Source organism: Xaviernesmea oryzae (assembly GCF_900109605.1).
GTDB lineage: Bacteria > Pseudomonadota > Alphaproteobacteria > Rhizobiales > Rhizobiaceae > Xaviernesmea > Xaviernesmea oryzae.
Map to the genome: position 1 here is coordinate 180,540 of NZ_FOAM01000007.1, position 19,307 is coordinate 199,846.

Sequence of the window (19,307 nt, forward strand, 5' to 3'; positions counted from 1 at the left end):
TCAAAGGTCAGACCGCCTGCGGCGCGGCAGGCGGGGCGCCCTCCCGGGAGGCGCCGCAGCTTTCGCGCACCACCAGGCGGACGGAGGAGACGATGGTTTCCGGCTCGGGCTTGCCGGCGCTGATCTGCTTGAGCAGCAGCTGCGCGCCCCGGCGGCCCATGCCCTGCGGGTCGACGGAGACGGTGGTAAGCGCCGGCACCGCCGTCTTCGCTTCGATCACGTCGTCAAAGCCCACAAGAGCGAAATCCTTGCCCGGCTCGATGCCCCTGGCCCGCAGCCCGTCGCAGGCGCCAAAGGCCACGGCATCGTTGAAGCAGATCGCGGCCGTCGGCTTGTCGGCGATCATCAAGGCCTGCCCGATGGCCTCCAGCCCGCCCGCGCGCGAAGGTGCGGCATCGACGATCAAGGTCTCGTCCGCCGGCAGCTGGCAGCCGGCGATGGCGTCGCGATAGCCGTCGAGACGCTCCTTGAAGACGGCCGTGTCGCCAAACCCGCCGAGAAAGGCGATGCGGCGGTGGCCGAGCGAGACCAGATGGCGCACGGCCGCGAAGACACCGTCGTGATTGTCCGAGACGATGGCCGATACTTTCGCGCCCGGCACATTGCGCACGGCCACGACCACCGGAATGCCGGCCGAGACGAGCGGCTTGAGATCCGCCGCCTTGGTGCCGCGCGCCGGCGAGAGAATGAGACCGGAAATGCCATGCTCGCGCATGGAAGCGATGACCTCGCGCTGCCGGTCGAGGCTCTCGCTGGTATTGGACAAAAACTGGACGAAGCCGGCGGACTGCACGACCATGTCGACGCCCACGGCAAGCTCGGCGAAGAAGCCATTGGTCAGATCGTTGACGACGACGCCGATGATCTTCGAGTTCGCACCGGCCTGGCGCAGATTGGCCGCCCCGCGATTATAGACATAGCCGAGGTCGCGCATGACGGCACTGACCTTGGTGCGCGTCACGTCATTGACGAGTGACGAGCCCTGCAGCACCAGCGAAACCGTGGACTTGGACACGCCGGCAGCCTTGGCGATATCGACGACGGTAACCCGTGCCTTTCCCATAGCCTTCCTCCCCAGCGTTGCTCCCGCCGACATCTCTATTGGAACGTTCCAAAATGGCAAGCGGGAAATTATGTTGATAAGCCTCTTGTCTCGCAAATGAGATTTAACATGCTGATATTGATGATAAAAAAATACGACGTCCCACCGAAATATCGCGTTCAACAATTCCTAATATTTGGACCGTTCCAAATTTGGTAAAAGCGGCGCGTGTAGGGAGATGCATGCCGCGCCATTTTCAGGCGAGTTCTCGCATATCGATACAGAGTTGTCGGTAAGAATGGACTTTTGCTTGCGCCGAACCCGCGCGGCAGCGTCCTGGCTGAATAAGGCAGAGTTTTTCCGAAGGAATGGGCGCGCCATTCGCTGCCTTGGCGGCGAAAAGGGAATGGCGTTCCTATGGGCGTGTCCTCAAAGCGAGGCGGGAGTCTTTCCCTCGGCGATGCGGCCATGCTGGCGCAGGACCAGAGCCACGGCGCCCATAACGGTATCGTCATTGCCGAGAAAACGTGCCACGGCGAGGCGGGGCGTTTGCAGGCCCGGAAGATCCGGCTGCGGCAGCATCGTCCGGCGGAAGCTTCGCTCCAACGGCTCCAGAAAGGACGGTCCGATCGTCGCGAGCTTACCGGCGATGATGAAGAGCGGCGGATTGATCATGGTCGCGGTCATGCCCATGCCCCATCCGGCCTTGGTTGCCGCATCCTCCACCAACCGTCGATAGCCGATGCGCCCTTCACGCGCCCGGTCGATGAATTGCTCGATCGTCACGGGCCCGCCGCTCAGCTCTTCGGCATGGCGCAGAAGATAATAGCCGCCGACATAAGTCTGCAGACAGCCGCGATTGCCGCAGCGGCAATAACGCCCCTCGGGCTCCAGCACCACATGGCCGAATTCTGCCGCACTCCCGCTGACCCCGCGAAGCACCGTGCCGTCGCGCACGATGGCGCCGCCCACGCCGAGATCGAACTTGTAGAGCACGAAGTCGCTTTCACCGACGGCCGCGCCCCAGGTCATTTCCGCCAGGGCGCCGCAATGGCTTTCGTTTTCGGCATGCAGCGGACAATCCAGCCGTTTGGAAAAGATCTCCGCGAGATCGACGCCGGCCCAGCCGGGAAGGATGTCGCCGTTCAAGACGCGGCCGCCATAACTCAGCGGTGCGGAAATGGCGACCCCGACGCCGAGAAGATCGCCGATCGCCAGGCCCAGTGGCGCGCATTGCGTCTGCAGGCTCTCGCGCACTTGGTCTGCGGCCTCTTCCGGCGTGTAATCGCGCCGGATCGGGATCCAGACATCGGAGAGCACCGCATGGGTCATGTCGCAGATGACGATGCGGATTTCGCCAAGTCCGAGAAGCACGCCGGCGCAGCGGCCCGATGCTGGATTGAGCGAGAGCAATTGCGAGGGCCGGCCCTGCCCATTCGTCTTGGCTTCGACATCGAGCACCGCGCCCGCATCGCGCAGATCGCTCAACACCGCCGAAATGGTGGAGCGCCCGAGTCCGGTCGATTTTGCCAGCTGGCCGGCCGTGGCCGCGCCAAAGGCCGCCAGTCCCCTGACAATGCGCCCGGCGGGGGATTCCCGGTCAAAAAACAGATTGTTGATGTTCTTCATCGCCCACCTCGCCGGATGCGTTCTCGCGTGGTTGTGGTCCCCTGTCAATTTTTTTCATTTTACGCTGCTTTGCACAAAGGGCACTGCAGCATTAAGTTCATATGGAAATTATAGCCTGTCATATGGCGTAAATTTCACTGTAATAATTTCTATTATGAAAAAATGGTTGACCTTCGTCAGCGTCTTTGGTTCATTGCGGCCAGCGGAAGAGGACCGCATCAGGGAGGCTTCGATGACAATGACCAAGAGATGGAAAACCGCGCTTTCGGCACTGGCGGTTTCGGCAGGCATGGCGGCGGGCACGGCTCAGGCCGGCGAGGTGAAGATCTGGACGCTCACCTTCGACAACAACTCCGCCAATATTGCCTGGGACAAGACGATCAAGGAATTCGAGGCGGCCAATCCGGGTATCACGGTTACGCGTGAAGGCCGTTCGGTGGACGAGCACAAGGCGGCGCTGCGCGTTGCCGCCCAGTCCAGCCAGGGTCCGGATATCTATTTCATGTGGGCGGGTCTCGGCCTGGGTGGAGAGTTCGTCAAGGCGGGCCTCTCCAAGCCGCTCGACGCCTACTACACCCAGTACGACTGGGACAAGCGCATCGTCGGCACGGCCGGCAGCTTCTCCAAGCTCTATCCGGGTGGCCGTCACGGCGTGCCCTACACCTTCCATGGTGAAGCGATCTATTACAACAAGGCGCTCTTCCAGAAGGCCGGCATCACCGAGCTGCCGAAGAGCTATGACGAACTGAAGGCCGTCGCCGCAAAGCTGAAAGAAGCCGGCATCACCCCGATGACCTTCGGCGGCACGGTCAACTGGCACCTCATGCGGCTGATGGACGTGATCCTGGAAGCCAAATGCGGCGCCGAGAAGCATGACCAGCTGATGGACATGAAGCTTGACTGGGGCACGGAAGCCTGCGCCACCGCAAGCTTCGAGGAGCTGGCCGACTGGTCGCAGAACTACATTCTCAAGCCCTTCATGGGCATCGATAATTCGCAGAGCTTCAACCTCTTCCTCGCCAACCGCGCCGCCATGATGGTGGAAGGTGACTGGCTCGTCGGTCAGCTTTCGGACGCCAAAAAGATCGACAATTTCGATCTCTTCCCTGTGCCAACCGGCACGGACCGGCTCTACGGCTTTGCCGAATATCTCTATGTCTCGTCCAAGAGCGCCAATCCGGACGATGCGGCGAAATTCCTGGACTATCTGCTTTCCGACAAGGTGCAGCAGGAAAATCTCGGCGCCTTCGGCTCGATCTCCGTCAATTCCAATGTCAAATATGCCAATATCTCGGCGCTTGATCAGAAGTGGCTGGATATCTTCGGCAAGTATACGAAGATCTATGTGAATGGCGACCAGGCCTTTCCGCTTGATGTCACGACCGAATATTGGCGCGTGATCAACGAAGTCGCGTCCGGTAACCTCAAGGGCGCCGAGGCGGGCAAGACATTGCAGACCTTCATCTCCAACCGCGGATAAACCGAGCGGAGGGGCGCCGCATAAAAGCGGCGCCCTCGTCTGCCGGGTTCGGATCTCTCCATGCCCCAAGCAAGCCAGTCTGCGCGGCCCGAGCGGCAGGGCTATGTCCTGCTCGCGCCCGCCTTGATCGTCTATCTGCTCTTTGCCGTCTACCCGATGATCGACGTCATCCGGATGTCCTTTTCCTCGTGGAACGGCCTGAGCCCGGAGGCGCGTTTCGTCGGCTTGGCCAATTACCGCGCCATCGTCACGCAGGATCCGGTCTTCTGGGGCGCGCTGCGCAACACGATCTGGTGGACGGCGCTGGCGGTCATTCTGCCCAATCTCATCAGCTTCGGCCTGGCGCTGGCGCTGAACCAGAACATTCCCGGCAAGTCCAGCCTCCGGGTGGTCTTCTACCTGCCCGTGATCATCGCCTCGATTGCCGTCGCGACGATCTGGAAGTGGATGTACGACCCGTTTTTCGGGCTCTTCAACAACCTCTTGATGCAGATGGGGCTCGACGGCTGGATTCTCGACTGGCTGGGCGATCGCAAGGTTGCGCTCTGGTCCGTCTTCGTCGCCCATGTCTGGCAGTCGGTCGGCTTTTCCATGGTGCTGTTCCTGGCTGGGCTGCAGGGCGTGTCGGCCACGCTCGTGGAGGCCGCGCGGATCGACGGTGCGGGACGCTGGGGCGTCTTCCGCTATGTCACGCTGCCAGCGCTGAAGCCAACCATGATGGTGGTCTTCGTTCTCTCGCTGATCAACTCGCTGAAAGCCTTCGACATCGTCTACGGCATGACCGGCGGCGGGCCGGCGCAATCGACGCAGATGCTGGCCATGTGGGCCTATACCCAGTCCATGCAGCTCGGCGTGTTCGGGCGCGGCGCGGCCGTCTCGGTGGTGCTTCTCTTGATCACGCTGGTGATCGTGCTGCCTTACATCCGCTGGATGTTCCGTCGCGAGGAGATGGCCCGATGACGCTGTTTTCCCAAGCCTTCCGGCGGGTCGGCTCGGCCAAGGTCGATCCCGTCCTCGTCGCGCTGTGGATCTCGCTGATCCTCTTGGCGCTGATCTGGATCACGCCCTTCGTCTTCATCGTCTTCACCGCGCTGAAGTCGAACGCGACGGTGATGGGGGCCAGCGCCTTCATGCCGCCGACGGAGCTGGCCTTCGAGAACTTTGCCGCCGCCTGGCGCCGGGGCAATTTCTCCACCACCGCGTTCAACGGCGTGGTGATCACGGTGATCAAGGTGCCGCTCGGCCTGTTCATCTCCGCCATGGCGGCCTATGCGCTGGCCAAGGTGCCGATGCGCATGAACAAGGCGCTGTTCGCGCTGTTCCTGTTCGGCACCATGCTGCCGTTTCAGGTGATGCTGGCGCCGATCTTCCGCCAGGTCAACGCCTTCGGCCTGATCAACACCTATCCCGGCATCATCCTGCCCTATCTCGCCTTCGGCATTCCCTATCAGGTCTTCATTCTCTACGGCTTCTTTTCGGCCGTGCCGAAGGAGCTGTCGGAAGCCGCGCGCATCGATGGCGCCTCGCACTTCACCATCTTCCGGCGGATCTTCCTGCCCATCTCGCTTCCCGTGCTTTCAGCGCTGCTGATCCTCGATTTCGTCGCGACCTGGAACGAATTCGCCATGGCGCTGGTGATTCTGCAGGACCCGAAGATGTGGACGCTGCCGCTCGGGCTGATGAGCTTCCAGAGCCAGTTTTCCAGCGATTATGGCGAGCTCAACGCCGCGATCATTATGACCGTGCTGCCGGCCGCCCTCGTCTATCTCATGTTCCAACGTTATTTCGTCGCCGGTTTGACCTCCGGGGCGGTCAAGGAATGACCATGACGCATCTCTACGACATTTTCGAACTCCGCCTGACGGCCGAGGTCCCCGGCAATCCCTATCTCGATGTCCGCCTGCATGCGCAGTTCCGCCAGGGCAATCGCAGCGTCCGCGTCACGGGGTTTCACGATGGCGGCGACAGCTTCGTCCTGCGCTTCATGCCGGACACTGCGGGCGAATGGAGCTACACGACCACCTCCAACATCGAGGCCCTTGACGGCAAGACGGGCGAGCTCACGGTGACGGCGGCGCGCCCGGGCGTTCACGGCCCGGTGCATGTGCGCAATCGCTTCCACTTCGCCTATGCCGATGGCACGCCCTATTTCCCCTTCGGCACCACCTGCTATGCCTGGACCCACCAGCCGCTCGCCATGCAGGAGCAGACGCTAGAGAGCCTGGCGAAAACCGGCTTCAACAAGATCCGCATGGCGGTCTTTCCGAAGGATTACCCCTTCAACACCAACGAGCCGCTGCAGCCGATCTTCCTGCCCGATGGCCAGGGCGGGCTCGATTTCGACCGGCCCAACCCCGAAGCCTTCCGCCATCTGGAGCAGCAGATCAGCCGCCTGGCCGATCTCGGCATCGAGGCGGATGTGATCCTCTTCCATCCCTACGACCGCTGGGGCTATGCCACGATGAGCGAGGCTCAGAACCTGCGCTATGTCGAATATGTCGCGGCCCGGCTATCGGCCCATCGCAATGTCTGGTGGGCGCTCGCCAATGAATATGACTTCCTGCTCGACACGATCCCGGTCGAGACTTGGGACCGTTTCTGCCATATCCTGGAGGAGAACGACCCGGCGCAGCATTTGCGCTCGATCCACAATGGCGATCAGAACATGAATTTCGATCACCGCAAGCCGTGGATCACCCATGTCTGCATCCAGAACTGGGACGTGAAGCGCACGCCCGAATGGCGCGTCGCTTATGGCAAGCCCGTCGTCAATGACGAGCCGGAATATGAAGGCAACATCATCTACAACTGGGGCAACATTACCGCGCAGGAGCTGGTGCATCGCTTCTGGACGACCGTCATGCGCGGGGGCTATGCCGGCCATGGCGAAACCTATGCCGATCCCGACGACCTGATCTGGTGGGCCAAGGGTGGCCAGCTGCATGGCGAAAGCTGGAAGCGCATCGCCTTCCTGCTTCAACTGATGCAGCAGGACACATTGCAGGGCCTGGAGCCCATGGGCATGAACGACGAATGGCCCTGGAGCCGCATATCCGGCGCGCGCGATCTGGGCGGCAAGGTCTCCTTCATCTATTTTGGCGAGCACCAGCCCGACCAGTGGACGACGGGGCTGCCCACCGAAGACGGCGTCTATGAGATCGATCTGATCGACACATGGGCCATGACCGTCGCCCCGGCAGAGCGGATCGCGGCGTTCGTCCCGCATCCACAGCGCCACGGCAGCATCACGCGTGGTGGCCGTGCGGACGCGGCCTTCGGCATCAAGCTGCCGGGCCGCCCGCATCTCGCCCTTCGTATCCGCAAGCTGGATTGAGGTTCGCCATGGCATCGGTCGATATTTCTGGTGTGAAAAAATCCTATGGCGCCGTCGCGGTCATGCATGGCGTCGACGTTGCCATCGGCGATGGCGAATTCGTCATCCTCGTCGGCCCGTCCGGCTGCGGAAAATCCACGCTGCTGCGCATGGTCGCCGGGCTGGAGACCGTGACCGGCGGCCAGATCGCCATTGACGGGCGCCGCGTCAACGAGCTCGAGCCCAAGGACCGGGACATCGCCATGGTGTTCCAGAATTACGCGCTCTATCCGCAGATGACCGTGGCGCAGAACATGGGCTTCGCCCTGGAGCTGGCCGGGCGCAGCAAGGCTGAGATCAAGGCGGAGGTGGACAAGGCTGCCGAAATCCTGTCGCTCACCGCCCTGCTCGATCGAAAGCCCGGACAACTCTCCGGCGGCCAGCGCCAGCGCGTGGCCATGGGGCGGGCCATCGTGCGCCATCCCAAGGTCTTTCTCTTCGATGAGCCGCTCTCCAATCTCGACGCCAAGCTGCGCGTCAAGATGCGCGCGGAAATCAAGGCACTGCACCAGCGGCTTAAGTCCACCATCATCTATGTCACGCACGACCAGATTGAGGCCATGACCATGGCCGACAAGATCGTGGTGATGAATGCCGGCCGGGTCGAGCAGATCGGCACGCCGCTGGAACTTTACGACAATCCTGCCAATCTCTTCGTCGCCACCTTCATGGGCAGCCCGGCGATGAATATTCTGCCGGCGGTGACCCAGGCGGGCGCGGTGCTGGTGGCAGGGGTGGCGACCCTGCCGATTGTCGTGAGTGTACCCCCCGGTACGAAGATTGCTTATGGCATCCGCCCCGACGAGATCACCATCGACCCGGAGAGCCCTGTAAAGGCCGAGGTGGTCGTGGTCGAGCCCACCGGCTCGGAAACCCACATCACGGCCCGGCTGGCCGGCCATGAGATCACGCTCATCTCCAAGGCTCGCGTGGCGCTGGCGCCCGGCGACCAGATCGGCCTGTCTTTCAGCCCGAACAAGCACCACCTCTTCGACGATGCTACGGGACGCAGGCTGGAGGCATCGGGTGGCATGGCCGCCTGATGACCGACGCGCCGGCTGCTTGGCAGGAGGCCGGTAGCGGCAACACGAGAAGGCGGTACTGCGCGCGCCTGGAGCACACGCTCGTGCTGATCAACGCTGACCGGACAAAGCGGGAATGAGACGGTCGGCGCGCAGCCGTTCGAAGAGCGCGAAGAAGGCGTCATCGGTCGGCTGATAGGCGGTGAAGCCGAGCCGTCGGCTCTTGCTCATATCCGTGACCACCTCGATTGGCCGGCCAAGGTCCGCATCGGTATGCCAAGGCGAGGCGAGGCGATCGAGATCGGGCTCGACCAGCTGCTCGCGCCGGGCGATCTCGCGCCACAATTCGGCGTCGCCCGCCATCTGCGTGGCAAGCGGACGGACGGTGCCGTCGAACGGCACGGCGTCCAGGCCAAACCACGCGGCAATGCGGCCCCACATCCATTGCCAGCGAAAGACATCGCCATTGACGATGTTGAAGGCCTCGTCATGCGCTGCGTCCGTTTCCACGGCCCAGAGCAGATGACGGGCCAGCTGGCGGGCATCGGTCATATCGGTCAGACCGGACCATTGTGCCTGTGACCCGGGGAAAGTGAAGGGACGACCCGTTTCCCGGCAGAGGGTTGCATAGACGGCAAGGGTCGTGCCCATGTTCATCGCATTGCCGACGGCAAGCCCGATCACCGTGTGAGGGCGATGGACGCTCCAGCTGAAGCCATCGCGTTCGGCAGCGGCAAACAGCGCATCCTCCTGCGCATAGTAGAAATTCTCGACATCGAGCCGGCCCTGCTCCTCGCGAAACGGGGTCTGCGGCAGTGCGCCCTTTCCATAGGCTTCGAACGGGCCGAGATAATGTTTGAGGCCGGTGACGAGCGCGACATGGCGTGTCCGGTTCGGCTTCGGCAGGCCATCGAGCAGGTTGCGCACCATGGCCGAGTTGACACGGATATTCTCCGCCTCGCTGTCCTGGCGCAGCCAGGTGGTGATGAACACCGCATCCGGGTCGATATGGCGCAGTGCATCCGCAGTTGCCGCGGCATCCTGCAGATCGGCGACGACCGGCTGCAAGCCGGATTGGGTGACCGGCCGGCGCGCAAGACCATGCACCCGCCAGCCCTGTTCGCTCAGGAGCGCTGTTGTCGCGCTGCCGACGATTCCGCTCGCGCCGACCACCAATGCTGTCTTCGTCATGCTCAATCCGCCTGTGTCTTCACGGTTGTCTCGGTGCGCATGCCAGCAAAGGGCACGGCGCTTCCAGACCAAGAAGCTAGGGCTCCATTCGGAGATATCGATGATTTTCCGGGTAAAGGCGGCTGTCGGCGCGCTGCAGAGGCTGCGCTGAACAAGCCTTAGGATGACATCAGGGTCGTTTGCTTCGTCGTCGGGCAGGGCGTGGCCGGGCGGGCGATCAGGCCGTGCACGTCTTCGGCCGGGACGGGGCGCGCGACGTGATAACCCTGAATATAGGTGCATCCGAGATCGCGCAGAATGCGCATCTGCTCGGCGTTCTCCACGCCTTCGGCCACGCAGGCGATGCACAGATTGCCACAGAGGGAGATGATGCCGGAGACGATGTTGCGGCTGGTCTCGTCCTCTGCCAGATCGGTGATGAACCGTCTGTCGATCTTGACCTTGTCGAGCGGAAGCTGATGCAGATGGCTCATGCTTGAAAAGCCGGTTCCGAAATCATCCAGGGCGATCTCGATGCCGGATCTGCGCGCCGCGTCCAACTGGCGCCGCGATCCGGTGAAATCGGACAGCACCGCTGTTTCGGTGATCTCGAAAATCAAGCGGTTTGCCGGCACTGACGATCCGGCGACAAGACGAAGCAGCTCCTCCATGAAGGCCTTGTCGGCCACATCCGTCGCCGAAATGTTGATGGAGACCTTCAGACTGCCAGGCCAGAGCCGCATATTTTCAAGCGTGCGCGTCAGGATCTGCTTGGTCAGTGCCTGTATCAGGCCCAGCTTTTCCGCGTGTTTGATGAAGACATCGGGCGGTACGACACCGAGATTCGGATCCGTCCAGCGGCACAGGCATTCAAACGCGATGATCTCGCCCGTGTCCGAACCGATGATCGGCTGATAGACGGGGTAGAGGGCGGCCTGGGAGACCGCCCGCCGCAGGGCCTGCTCCAATTGCGATTGCCAGGCACGCAGCCGCTCCAGTTCGCGGTTGAAGACGACACACCGGTTGCTGCCTTCCGCGCTGCCATGGCGGAGCGCGTATTCCGCAAGCGTGAAGACCGTATCGACATCGCGGGAATTCTCCGGATAGCTGGCAAAGCCGACAGAGCAGCCCACTGCCGCGCGAATATCCTCGACCGGGATGGGTTGTTCGAAGGCCGCCTTCAGCCGATCGCCGATCGCTATCATCTCTTCCGGAGCGAGCGGATCGAAGATCACAAGGGCAAATTCATGGCCACCGACGCGACAGAGCGCTGCACTTGCGGGAATGACGCGCCTGATCCGCTTGACCGCTTCCTTAAGCACGGCGTCGCCGACCTGATGGCCATGATGCTCGTTGACCGTGCGAAAGCCATCGATATCCATGATGCCGATGGCGAGCGATATCCGGTCGGCATCGCGCTTGTTGCTCCAGTCCCGGCACTGCTGAATGAAGTAGCGCCTGTTGTGCAGACCCGTAAGCTCGTCGACGCTGGCCAGCCGAACATTCTCCGACGCCAGGAACTCGACCTTGACGCGCGCTTCGATCAGCCGTCGGAAATCGTGCTGGTAGCTGAACATCGATACGACCATGGTACAGGCCATTACCAGGGCCAGGATGCCGGCAGCCTTTGCGCCCGGCAAGCCAAGCTCGATGAACATCCAGGTACAGGGTACCGTCGTCAGGCAGATGACGATCACGGACATCAACCGGATATGCATGGTGCAGACGAAACAGCAGATGCCGACGCCGAAGATGCTGAAAGCCAGGTAGAGCCGCATGCCCTGATCGGATTCAAGGTAGAGCGAGACGTCGTTGACGATGCTGACGAAGCCACCGATCACGCAGATGATCATGCTGACCATCATCCGGCGCAAGGCGGCGTCGCGATCGATCGCGTCGTCGCCATGCCGGATCCACCAGGTCGCCGTGAGAAAGGCTGTCATGCAGACGCCGACTTCGATGGCGCCTGCGGAAGACAGCAGCGTCAGTTCGTCCAGCATGAAAAATTCGATCATGCTCGACGCGACAAGGCACGCCAGCAGCATCGGCATTTTCGCAGCGAAAGACCGATATTGGGCGATGCGAAAATAGTCGTCCTGCACTGACGTCATGAAGGCATCCGGAGCCGGAACAAAATGGGTGTCAGCAACGGCCAACAGGCGACATCAGCTGCTCTTGTATTTGTCAATATATGTCTAAAGGTCTTAATTCTTTGCTGAGGCGCAAGGTTGCATCTGCGCTGCATAAGCGACGGCTTAGCCAATAATGCTTTCGGTTGCTTAAAATATAGTGTTCGCACGTTGATTGCACTTCGCCTGAGGCAAGCAGGCGTCTCGGACACGTTAGCTGGCAGCAACGTGGGGATCTGCGACCGCGTTCCGCCCGATCGTCAGCCCTGTTTCCGTCGACCATCACAACCCGCGGTTCATCGAGCGATGCAACCGACTTCGCCCGATGGTTCTCTCCTGCATATTTCTTTGGTCACAGGGAATAAGAGCCGATACCGTGGTGTTGTTCTCCTATCCGGCGGCAATCGCCGCCCGCAGCACAGGATAGGCCTCATGAAGACCGTCGCTTGGACATCCGCCATCGCTCTTACCATCGCCATGGCCACGCCTGTTATTCCGGCGCAACCAGCCTTTGCCGCGCAGGCCATCGCACATTACAGGATCGATCCCGCCTCTCATATCGGCTTTCATGTCGAGCAGGTGAGCGGTGGCGCGATCAACGGCAGCATTCCCGTCGCCTCGGGTCATTTCGAGATCAATGCCCAGGACCTTGCACATTCCTCGGTGACGATCGAACTCAGTCCCGGCGGTGTTGCCACCGGCCAGCCACGCATCGACGCCTTCCTGCGGTCCAACGCCGTGTTCGATACGCAAACCTATCCGGCAATTACATTCACCTCCACCAATGTCGTACCAACCGGGCCGAAGAGTGCCACGATCACCGGCGCATTGACGGCGCGGGGCAAGTCGCGGCCTGAAACCTTCCAGGCGGCGTTTTCGAAAGAAAACGGCAACCGAATGAGCTTCCACGTCACGGGCGATATACCACGCCTGCCTTACGGCATGGGCGTCGGCGTCCCGATCTATTCGAATGTCGTCAGCTTCGACATGCAGTTGGAAGGCGTGCGCGAGTAGTCGCGTCGATATCTCGTGAAAGCGCGAAAGCATAGCGGGATGGCAAGACAGAAAACTCTTCGCCAAGGCCGAAGCCGATCACGCCGCCAGGACATGACAAGGACCATCACATGATCAGCCTGCGCAACACGGCCACGGCCTATGGCCTTGTCAGCCGCTGCCTTCATTGGAGCGTCGCTCTTCTGTTCATCGGCCAGATCGCGCTCGGCTGGTTGACGCAGGTGTTCAGCGATCAGCCCGTGCTGCAATTCGATCTCTACCAGCTGCATAAGTCGGTCGGCTTCCTGATCCTCGCTCTGGCGCTCATCCGCCTTGCCTGGTCGCTGTTCGGTCGCTCGCCGCATGCGGGTGCTGTTGCAAGTGCCGTTGAAAGGCTGCTGGCGCGCTTTGCGCACAGGGTCTTGCTGCTGCTGACCGTCGCCGTGCCGCTGGCGGGCTGGGCGATCGCCTCCGCCTCGCCCCTTGGCGTTCCGAGCTATGTCTTCGATCTCGTGGTCGTGCCGAACCTGCCTCTACCGGTATCGGATGCGGCCGAAGCCTTCTGGTCGCACATCCATGCCTGGCTGGCCTATGGCGCCGCCGGTCTGGTGTCGATCCATGCCGCTGCCGCGCTCTTCCACGCGTTTCGCAGGGGCCGCACGTCCCTTCATGGTATGCTGCCGCAGAGGCGATAGCGCCAAACGCAAGCAAGGTTTGAGATCGCTGTCTTCAGCCTATTGGGCGAAAGAGGCCCAGCAGTTCCGCCATGCGGATCAGATCGGCCGCCGTATCGGCCTCCATCTTGCGCATGGCATGGCCGCGATGGACCTTGACAGTGATTTCGCTGAGGCCGAGTTCACCGGCGATCTGCTTGTTCAGCCGCCCCAGAACGACCAGCGCCATGACTTCGCGCTCGCGGCTGGTCAGCGTCTGGTAGCGCGCGCGCAGGCTGGCCAGCACGTCATCCTCGATCCGGCGCGCGCCATCGGCCGCCAGGGCATGACGAATGGCATCCAGCAGATCCTGTTCGCGAAAGGGTTTCAGCAGAAATTCGCTCGCGCCCGCCTTCATTGCCCGCACCGACATGGGCACATCGCCATGGCCTGAAAGGAAAATGATCGGCACGCGCAGACCCTGGCGCACCAGCTCATCCTGAAAATCGAGGCCGTTGGCGTCCGGCATGCGGATATCGAGCACCAGGCAGCTCGGCCGGGAAAGCGGCAGCGCGGCAAGGAAATCGCGTGTCGAGGCAAAGCAGGCGGTGCGATAGCCGACCGAGCGCAGCAGGCTATCCAGCCCATCGCGCACAGACGCATCGTCATCGACCACATAGACCGTCTGTGTGTCCACTCGATCCTCGCTCATCTGGCCTCAGCTTTCTGTAAAGCCTGGCCTGTACCGGGTGCTTGCCGGTCATGCCCTCCGTGAGCATCATCGTCGGTTGGGTCAGGCGTCGGCTTGGCAGCCGCCGGCAGGGTAAAGCCGAAGTCGGCGCCGGTAGGATAGTTGGGGGCGGCATAGATTTGTCCGCCATGGGCCTCGACGATCGAGCGGCTGATGGCCAAGCCCATGCCCATGCCATGCGCCTTGGTGGAAAAGAAGGCCTCGAACAGCCGGCTCTGCGCCTCTGCCGAAACGCCACTACCGGTGTCGCGCACGCTCACCGTCACGCTCGCCCCATTGGCAGCGGTGCTGACAAGGAGATCGCGCACGTCCGCCGGCGTCTCCGCCATGGCGTCTGCGGCGTTGAGCACGAAGTTCAACACAATCTGCTGCAACTGAACCCTGTCGCCGCTGACGGCAGGCAGGTCGTCGGCGAGTTCGGTGCGCAGGGCAATGTCGTGGCGGCGCAACTCGCCACGCATCAGCGCCAGCGCCTCGGCCACCGTTTCGCTCAGGTCGAGCGGCTCGTGCCGAGGCTCGGCGCGCGCCACCAGGCGGCGCACCCGCGCCACCACCTCGCCGGCGCGCTCGGCATCGCCGACGATCCGGCGCAGGGCTTGGCGCGCTTCGTGCTCGTTGGGCGGGCTGGCGGAAAGCCAGCGCAGCGCCGCATGGCCATGCGCGGCGATCGCGGTGACCGGCTGGCTGACCTCATGGGCGATGGAGGCGCTGAGTTCGCCCATCAGCACGATGCGCGACATGCGCGCGAGCTCGCCTTGCGCCCGCCGCGATGCCGCCTGCAGCCGCTCCAGCCGCATGGCGAGCCAGGTGCTGGCGCCGATGGCCAGAAGGCTCAGCGCCGCATTGGCCAGCCCTGCTTCCTGGCTGCCATGCGGGGTCAAGGCATAGCTCGTCACCGTCAGGGCCACGCATCCCACGGCAACCGCCAGAATGGCGCCCACCCGGCCAGTGCGCACCGCCATGAGGATCACCACGACATGGAGTACGGCAAAGGCGATCTCGCGCTTCGTGACGGTATCCGCGATGAAGATCAGGCAAGCCAGGACGAAGATGGCGCACCACAGGAGCGGTGCTTCGGCCAGATAGCGAAAAAATGTCGGTCTCGCTGCGCGCATCCTACCTGAGGTCCGTCCTGACATGCCTTGTCTAGCTGTGCGGGGTAGGCGGAAAAAGATCAAGCCAAGCCCTTAGGATGGGAGCGATCCGGTCGGGGCCGCCGACTGACGGTCCCGCCCCTGATTGCCCGATACTCAGCTCGGGTTTTCCAGCGTGAACAGGTCGGAATGTTCGTCATAGGCGAAATATTCCCCATAGCGAGCCCAGTTGGTCACCGCCTTCAGCGTGCCGGCGGCATAGTCTTCCGACATGTGATCTTCCAGCTCGTCGCGGAAACGGCTGGCCGGCGCCCGGTGGGTCGGCCGCTCGTCGAGGATGCGGCGGATATGGGCGGCGAGCGGCACGTAGGATGCCAGATGCTGGGCGAACAGCCGCTTGCGCTCGTCCACGTCGCTGTCGGAAAAGCGCAGGCCTGCGGGGGTGAGCCGGATGTCGCCGCCTTCCAACTCGGCAAAGCGCAGCAATTGCAGCGTCTCGGCCACGGGAAAGAGGTCGTCGATGCCCAGATGCAGGCTGGCGGCGAGCGGCGGCAGGTCGGCCTTGCCGCGATAGGGATCGCCCGCCAGCGCCTCGATCATGCCGGACATCAGATTGGTCGAGACCCTCGGCAGTTCCATGGCGATGCCGGTGCCGGGAAACAGCCCGTCGCGCGTCGGCTGCGTCCCCTTCTTCGCGGTCATGCGCTGATAGATATCCTCCACCAGTACACGGAAGGCCGGGTCCAGCCGGTTGCGTGGCTGCGGCAGGTCCACGCGGATCTCGGCGATCACATGGCCGGGATTGGAGCCGAAGATCAGGATCCGGTCGCACATGAGCACGGCCTCCTCGATATTGTGGGTGACGATCAGGATCGACTCGATCGGCATGCGCCCCTCGCACCAGAGATCGAGCAGGTCGGTGCGCAGGGTTTCGGCGGTGAGCACGTCGAGTGCGGAAAAGGGCTCGTCCATCAAGAGCACCTTGGGATGCACGACGAGCGCGCGGGCGAGCCCGACACGCTGGCGCATGCCGCCCGACAGCTCCTTCGGATAGGCGCTTTCGAAGCCGTCGAGGCCGATCAGGTCGATGGCGGCGAGCGCCCGCTTGCGCCGCTCGGCCGCATTGACGCCCTGGGCTTCCAGGCCAACCTCGACATTCTGCAGCACGGTCAGCCAGGGAAAGAGTGCAAAGCTCTGGAAGACGACGGAAACGCCATCCGTCGGCCCGTCGACAGGGCGGCCCTGGAAGAACACCTCGCCCTCGCTCGGGCGCAGCAGGCCGGCAATGGCGCGCAGAAGCGTGGACTTGCCGGAGCCGGAGCGGCCGAGCAGGCCGATAACCTCGCCGGGCTTCAGCGAGAGATCCACCTGATCGAGCACGACGAGTGAGCCGGACGTACCCTTGTCATAGACTTGGCGAACCTTGCGGACTTCGACGAGTGGGGTGGCGGTCGCGGTAAGGGTGGCGGGAGCGAGGGTGTCCATGGATTGAACTCCTGGTAGAACGGGGCGAGAGCTGCGGGCTGGCATCAGTTGATGCGCATGCGCTTTTCGGCAAAGACGGTGAGCGGGCGCCAGAGCGCGCGGTTGAACAGGGTGACGAACAGCGACATGACGGCGATGCCGAGGATGACGCGCGGGAAGTCTCCGGCCTCCGTGGCCTTGGCGATATAGGCGCCGAGCCCGAAGGCCTCGAGCTTGGTGTCGCCCCAATTGGCGACTTCGGCGACGATGCTGGCATTCCAAGAGCCGCCCGAGGCCGTCAGCGCCCCCGTGATGTAATAGGGGAAGATGCCGGGCAGGATGACGCGGCGCCACCAGGTGAAGCCGCCGAGGCGATAGACGGCGGCGGCCTCCCGCAGATCGGTCGGGAAGGCGCTGGCGCCGGCGATCACGTTGAAGAGAATGTACCATTGCGTGCCCAGCACCATCAGCGGCGAGAGCCAGATGTTCGGGCTCGCGCCCGTGGCGACGATGGCGAGCACCGCGACCGGGAAGAGCACATTGGCCGGAAAAGCCGCCAGGAACTGCGCCACCGGCTGGACCCGCTCGGCCACCTTCGGGCGCAGGCCGATCCAGACGCCGAGCGGCACCCAGACGAGGCTGGCGAGCGCGATCAGCACGATGACCCGAACAAGCGTCGCCAGATCGCCGGCAAAGGCCTCGCCGAGATCCGCCCAGCCGAGGCTGGCGCTGACATAGGTGACAAGGCGCCAGACGCCCCAGGCGCCGATGGCGGCCACGGCGCCAATCCACAGCACATCCATCACACGGGACAGGTCCCGGCTCTGGCGCTCCACCATGGCGGGCAGGCGCGGGCTCGGCAGGCGCAGCATCAGCACGCGGTCCCACAGGCTCGCAAGCGGCGCGGTGAGCTTGCGCAGCAGCCGGGTGCGGCGTACGAGATCATAGACCCAGGAGCCCGGCCGCTGGCCGCTGGCCGTCTGCTCGAAGCGGAACTTGTCGGCCCAAGCGACGATGGGACGGAAGATCAACTGATCATAGAGCAGGATGACGACGCCCATGGTGAGGACGGCCCAGACCACCGCCGTCACATCCTGCCGGTCGATGGCCACGGCCAGCCAGGAGCCGAGGCCCGGCAGCTGCACAGTGGTGTTGCCGACGGTGATCGCCTCGGATGCGACCACGAAGAACCAGCCGCCGGACATCGACATCATCGTGTTCCAGACCAGGCCCGGCGCGGCAAAGGGTGCCTCCAGCCGCCAGAAGCGCTGCCAGGCCGACAGGCGGAAGCCCCGGCAAACCTCGTCCAGATCGCGCGGCGCGGTGCGCAGCGATTGGTAGAAAGAAAAGGTCATGTTCCAGGCCTGGCTGGTGAACAGCGCGAAGATCGAGGCGCATTCCGCCCCCATCTGGCTGTCGGGAAACAGGCCGATGAAAAAGGTGACCGTGAAGGTGAGGAAGCCGAGCACGGGCACCGACTGGAGAATGTCGAGCGCCGGCACGATCAGCATTTCCGCCCGGCGGCTCTTGGCGGCGAGCGTCGCGACGACGAAGGTGAAAAGCAGCGAGGCGAGGATGGCCGCGACCATGCGTAGCGTGGTGCGCAGCGCATATTCCGGCAGGCGGGCGGGATCGAGCACGATCGGATCGCCCGCCAGCACGGTCATCGGCGCGCGCATTTCGGCAAGGCCATGGGCAGCCAGTGTGCCGAGCGCCACGAGAAAGGCAATGGCGATGAGATCGTAAAGATTGGGCAGGCGCCGGCTGGAAGACAGCGCTGCCATATCCCGCTGGGCGGGACGGTCGATGGAGTGAAACACCATGAGGGGCACCTCGTGGGACGCGGGGGGAGGGGTTGTAACAGGCATCCGCCTGCGGGCGGTGAGGGCAGGACGAAACGGCAAAGCACGAGGCTCGCCGAGGCCCCCGCCCAGACCGGCGGATGGGCCGCTTGGGCAGGGCAAGGCGCGGGCGATGCTCTCCGCCGCCAGGCCGAGAGCGGTTGCGGATCAGGCCGCTTGCCGCAGCTGCGTCGGTGCTTGCATCTGCGCAGACGGAGACAGAGAATCCTGATTCTCTGCCGCATCCGCAAGAGCCCAGCGGCACTCCAAGCGGCCGGTGGCGGGGTCGATCTGCCAGCGGGCAACGAGTGCAGGGCGCTGCGGTCCGGCTTTGCAGGCGGCAGCGGCAATCGGGGCGAAAGATGCGGCGGGGCGGCCGCGCAGGAAGAGGGTGATGGTCATGGCTCACCTCATGGGGACCGCGCGGCGCGATCCCGGTGAGCCAAAGGCAGAAAGCCTCAGGCAGCGCGGGGCAGGCCGGAAACGGTCGATGACGGGATCGTTTTGGAAACCGTCCGGCTGGCATTTGCCAGGCGCGGACGGCGGCGAGTGTCGCTGTCCATTTGCATGTCTTGAAAGGTTGATCGGGCGTCGCAGGCGGCTCGGCCCTGACGACATGGCCCTCATCTCACAAGCGCGGCTGGCGATCAATCGCGCCTTGGTACA

At 63.2% G+C, this 19,307-nt stretch carries 16 protein-coding genes; 7 read left to right on the forward strand and 9 right to left on the reverse strand.

Annotation, left to right across the window (positions count from 1 at the left end; translation table 11 throughout):
* Window positions 1-7: 7 nt before the first annotated feature.
* Window positions 8-1,063, reverse strand: a complete 1,056-nt coding sequence (locus BMX61_RS11080; RefSeq protein ID WP_075629766.1) for a LacI family DNA-binding transcriptional regulator — start codon at window positions 1,061-1,063, stop codon at window positions 8-10.
* A gap of 408 nt (window positions 1,064-1,471) precedes the next feature.
* Complete coding sequence (locus BMX61_RS11085; protein ID WP_075629765.1) at window positions 1,472-2,671, reverse strand: ROK family transcriptional regulator; 1,200 nt, start codon at window positions 2,669-2,671, stop codon at window positions 1,472-1,474.
* A 232-nt stretch (window positions 2,672-2,903) separates the two neighbouring features.
* On the opposite strand from BMX61_RS11085, the gene BMX61_RS11090 reads away from it, so the two are divergent.
* Genes BMX61_RS11090 through BMX61_RS11110 form a run of 5 tightly spaced genes read left to right on the forward strand, consistent with a single transcriptional unit; the run spans window position 2,904 to window position 8,567 of the window.
* Window positions 2,904-4,151 (forward strand): ABC transporter substrate-binding protein, encoded by a 1,248-nt coding sequence (locus tag BMX61_RS11090; protein WP_075629919.1) that lies wholly within the window; start codon window positions 2,904-2,906, stop codon window positions 4,149-4,151.
* A gap of 60 nt (window positions 4,152-4,211) precedes the next feature.
* Window positions 4,212-5,111, forward strand: coding sequence for a carbohydrate ABC transporter permease (locus BMX61_RS11095; protein WP_075629764.1), 900 nt, complete (start codon window positions 4,212-4,214; stop codon window positions 5,109-5,111).
* On the forward strand, window positions 5,108-5,974 hold the full coding sequence (locus BMX61_RS11100) for a carbohydrate ABC transporter permease (protein ID WP_075629763.1): 867 nt from the start codon (window positions 5,108-5,110) through the stop codon (window positions 5,972-5,974). The genes BMX61_RS11095 and BMX61_RS11100 overlap by 4 nt, the downstream gene beginning before the upstream one ends.
* Window positions 5,971-7,485 carry an apiosidase-like domain-containing protein gene (locus tag BMX61_RS11105; protein WP_075629762.1) on the forward strand — a complete coding sequence of 505 codons (1,515 nt, stop codon included), beginning with the start codon at window positions 5,971-5,973 and terminating at the stop codon, window positions 7,483-7,485. The genes BMX61_RS11100 and BMX61_RS11105 overlap by 4 nt, the downstream gene beginning before the upstream one ends.
* An 8-nt stretch (window positions 7,486-7,493) precedes the next feature.
* Entirely contained in the window at window positions 7,494-8,567 is a 1,074-nt protein-coding gene (locus tag BMX61_RS11110; protein WP_075629761.1) for an ABC transporter ATP-binding protein, read from the forward strand.
* Between the two features lie 90 nt (window positions 8,568-8,657).
* On the opposite strand, the gene BMX61_RS11115 is transcribed toward BMX61_RS11110, so the two are convergent.
* Both BMX61_RS11115 and BMX61_RS11120 read right to left on the reverse strand, forming a co-directional pair.
* Window positions 8,658-9,737, reverse strand: a complete 1,080-nt coding sequence (locus tag BMX61_RS11115) for an SDR family oxidoreductase (RefSeq protein ID WP_075629760.1) — start codon at window positions 9,735-9,737, stop codon at window positions 8,658-8,660.
* Window positions 9,738-9,895: 158 nt separating this feature from the next.
* Window positions 9,896-11,827: a putative bifunctional diguanylate cyclase/phosphodiesterase gene (locus tag BMX61_RS11120; RefSeq protein WP_139198912.1), complete on the reverse strand. Its 1,932-nt coding sequence runs from the start codon at window positions 11,825-11,827 to the stop codon at window positions 9,896-9,898.
* A 450-nt stretch (window positions 11,828-12,277) separates the two neighbouring features.
* Between BMX61_RS11120 and BMX61_RS11125 the strand changes: the two genes are divergently transcribed.
* Window positions 12,278-12,859, forward strand: coding sequence for a YceI family protein (locus tag BMX61_RS11125; RefSeq protein ID WP_075629758.1), 582 nt, complete (start codon window positions 12,278-12,280; stop codon window positions 12,857-12,859).
* A 110-nt stretch (window positions 12,860-12,969) separates the two neighbouring features.
* A complete protein-coding gene (locus BMX61_RS11130; RefSeq protein ID WP_075629757.1) occupies window positions 12,970-13,533 on the forward strand; it encodes a cytochrome b in 564 nt (187 codons plus the stop codon).
* A 34-nt stretch (window positions 13,534-13,567) separates the two neighbouring features.
* Here the strand turns inward: BMX61_RS11130 and BMX61_RS11135 are convergent, their stop codons facing one another.
* The 5 genes from BMX61_RS11135 to BMX61_RS11155 form a co-directional block, all read right to left on the reverse strand.
* A complete protein-coding gene (locus BMX61_RS11135; protein WP_075629756.1) occupies window positions 13,568-14,203 on the reverse strand; it encodes a response regulator transcription factor in 636 nt (211 codons plus the stop codon).
* Window positions 14,200-15,357, reverse strand: a complete 1,158-nt coding sequence (locus BMX61_RS11140) for a sensor histidine kinase (RefSeq protein WP_075629755.1) — start codon at window positions 15,355-15,357, stop codon at window positions 14,200-14,202. Before BMX61_RS11140 ends, BMX61_RS11135 begins: the two co-directional genes overlap by 4 nt.
* Before the next feature lie 135 nt (window positions 15,358-15,492).
* Window positions 15,493-16,821 (reverse strand): ABC transporter ATP-binding protein, encoded by a 1,329-nt coding sequence (locus tag BMX61_RS11145; protein WP_075629754.1) that lies wholly within the window; start codon window positions 16,819-16,821, stop codon window positions 15,493-15,495.
* A 44-nt stretch (window positions 16,822-16,865) separates the two neighbouring features.
* Window positions 16,866-18,623 carry an ABC transporter permease gene (locus BMX61_RS11150; protein ID WP_075629753.1) on the reverse strand — a complete coding sequence of 586 codons (1,758 nt, stop codon included), beginning with the start codon at window positions 18,621-18,623 and terminating at the stop codon, window positions 16,866-16,868.
* A gap of 186 nt (window positions 18,624-18,809) precedes the next feature.
* Window positions 18,810-19,043 (reverse strand): hypothetical protein, encoded by a 234-nt coding sequence (locus BMX61_RS11155; RefSeq protein ID WP_075629752.1) that lies wholly within the window; start codon window positions 19,041-19,043, stop codon window positions 18,810-18,812.
* Window positions 19,044-19,307 lie beyond the last annotated feature (264 nt).

Excerpts from the sequence above, each read along its gene's own strand:
- BMX61_RS11080 (WP_075629766.1), bottom strand. The coding sequence starts at position 1,063 with ATGGGAAAGGCACGGGTTACCGTCGTCGATATCGCCAAGGCTGCCGGC.
- BMX61_RS11085 (WP_075629765.1), bottom strand. The coding sequence starts at position 2,671 with ATGAAGAACATCAACAATCTGTTTTTTGACCGGGAATCCCCCGCCGGG.
- BMX61_RS11090 (WP_075629919.1), top strand. The coding sequence starts at position 2,904 with ATGACAATGACCAAGAGATGGAAAACCGCGCTTTCGGCACTGGCGGTT.
- BMX61_RS11095 (WP_075629764.1), top strand. The coding sequence starts at position 4,212 with ATGCCCCAAGCAAGCCAGTCTGCGCGGCCCGAGCGGCAGGGCTATGTC.
- BMX61_RS11100 (WP_075629763.1), top strand. The coding sequence starts at position 5,108 with ATGACGCTGTTTTCCCAAGCCTTCCGGCGGGTCGGCTCGGCCAAGGTC.
- BMX61_RS11105 (WP_075629762.1), top strand. The coding sequence starts at position 5,971 with ATGACCATGACGCATCTCTACGACATTTTCGAACTCCGCCTGACGGCC.
- BMX61_RS11110 (WP_075629761.1), top strand. The coding sequence starts at position 7,494 with ATGGCATCGGTCGATATTTCTGGTGTGAAAAAATCCTATGGCGCCGTC.
- BMX61_RS11115 (WP_075629760.1), bottom strand. The coding sequence starts at position 9,737 with ATGACGAAGACAGCATTGGTGGTCGGCGCGAGCGGAATCGTCGGCAGC.
- BMX61_RS11120 (WP_139198912.1), bottom strand. The coding sequence starts at position 11,827 with ATGACGTCAGTGCAGGACGACTATTTTCGCATCGCCCAATATCGGTCT.
- BMX61_RS11125 (WP_075629758.1), top strand. The coding sequence starts at position 12,278 with ATGAAGACCGTCGCTTGGACATCCGCCATCGCTCTTACCATCGCCATG.
- BMX61_RS11130 (WP_075629757.1), top strand. The coding sequence starts at position 12,970 with ATGATCAGCCTGCGCAACACGGCCACGGCCTATGGCCTTGTCAGCCGC.
- BMX61_RS11135 (WP_075629756.1), bottom strand. The coding sequence starts at position 14,203 with ATGAGCGAGGATCGAGTGGACACACAGACGGTCTATGTGGTCGATGAC.
- BMX61_RS11140 (WP_075629755.1), bottom strand. The coding sequence starts at position 15,357 with ATGCGCGCAGCGAGACCGACATTTTTTCGCTATCTGGCCGAAGCACCG.
- BMX61_RS11145 (WP_075629754.1), bottom strand. The coding sequence starts at position 16,821 with ATGGACACCCTCGCTCCCGCCACCCTTACCGCGACCGCCACCCCACTC.
- BMX61_RS11150 (WP_075629753.1), bottom strand. The coding sequence starts at position 18,623 with ATGGTGTTTCACTCCATCGACCGTCCCGCCCAGCGGGATATGGCAGCG.
- BMX61_RS11155 (WP_075629752.1), bottom strand. The coding sequence starts at position 19,043 with ATGACCATCACCCTCTTCCTGCGCGGCCGCCCCGCCGCATCTTTCGCC.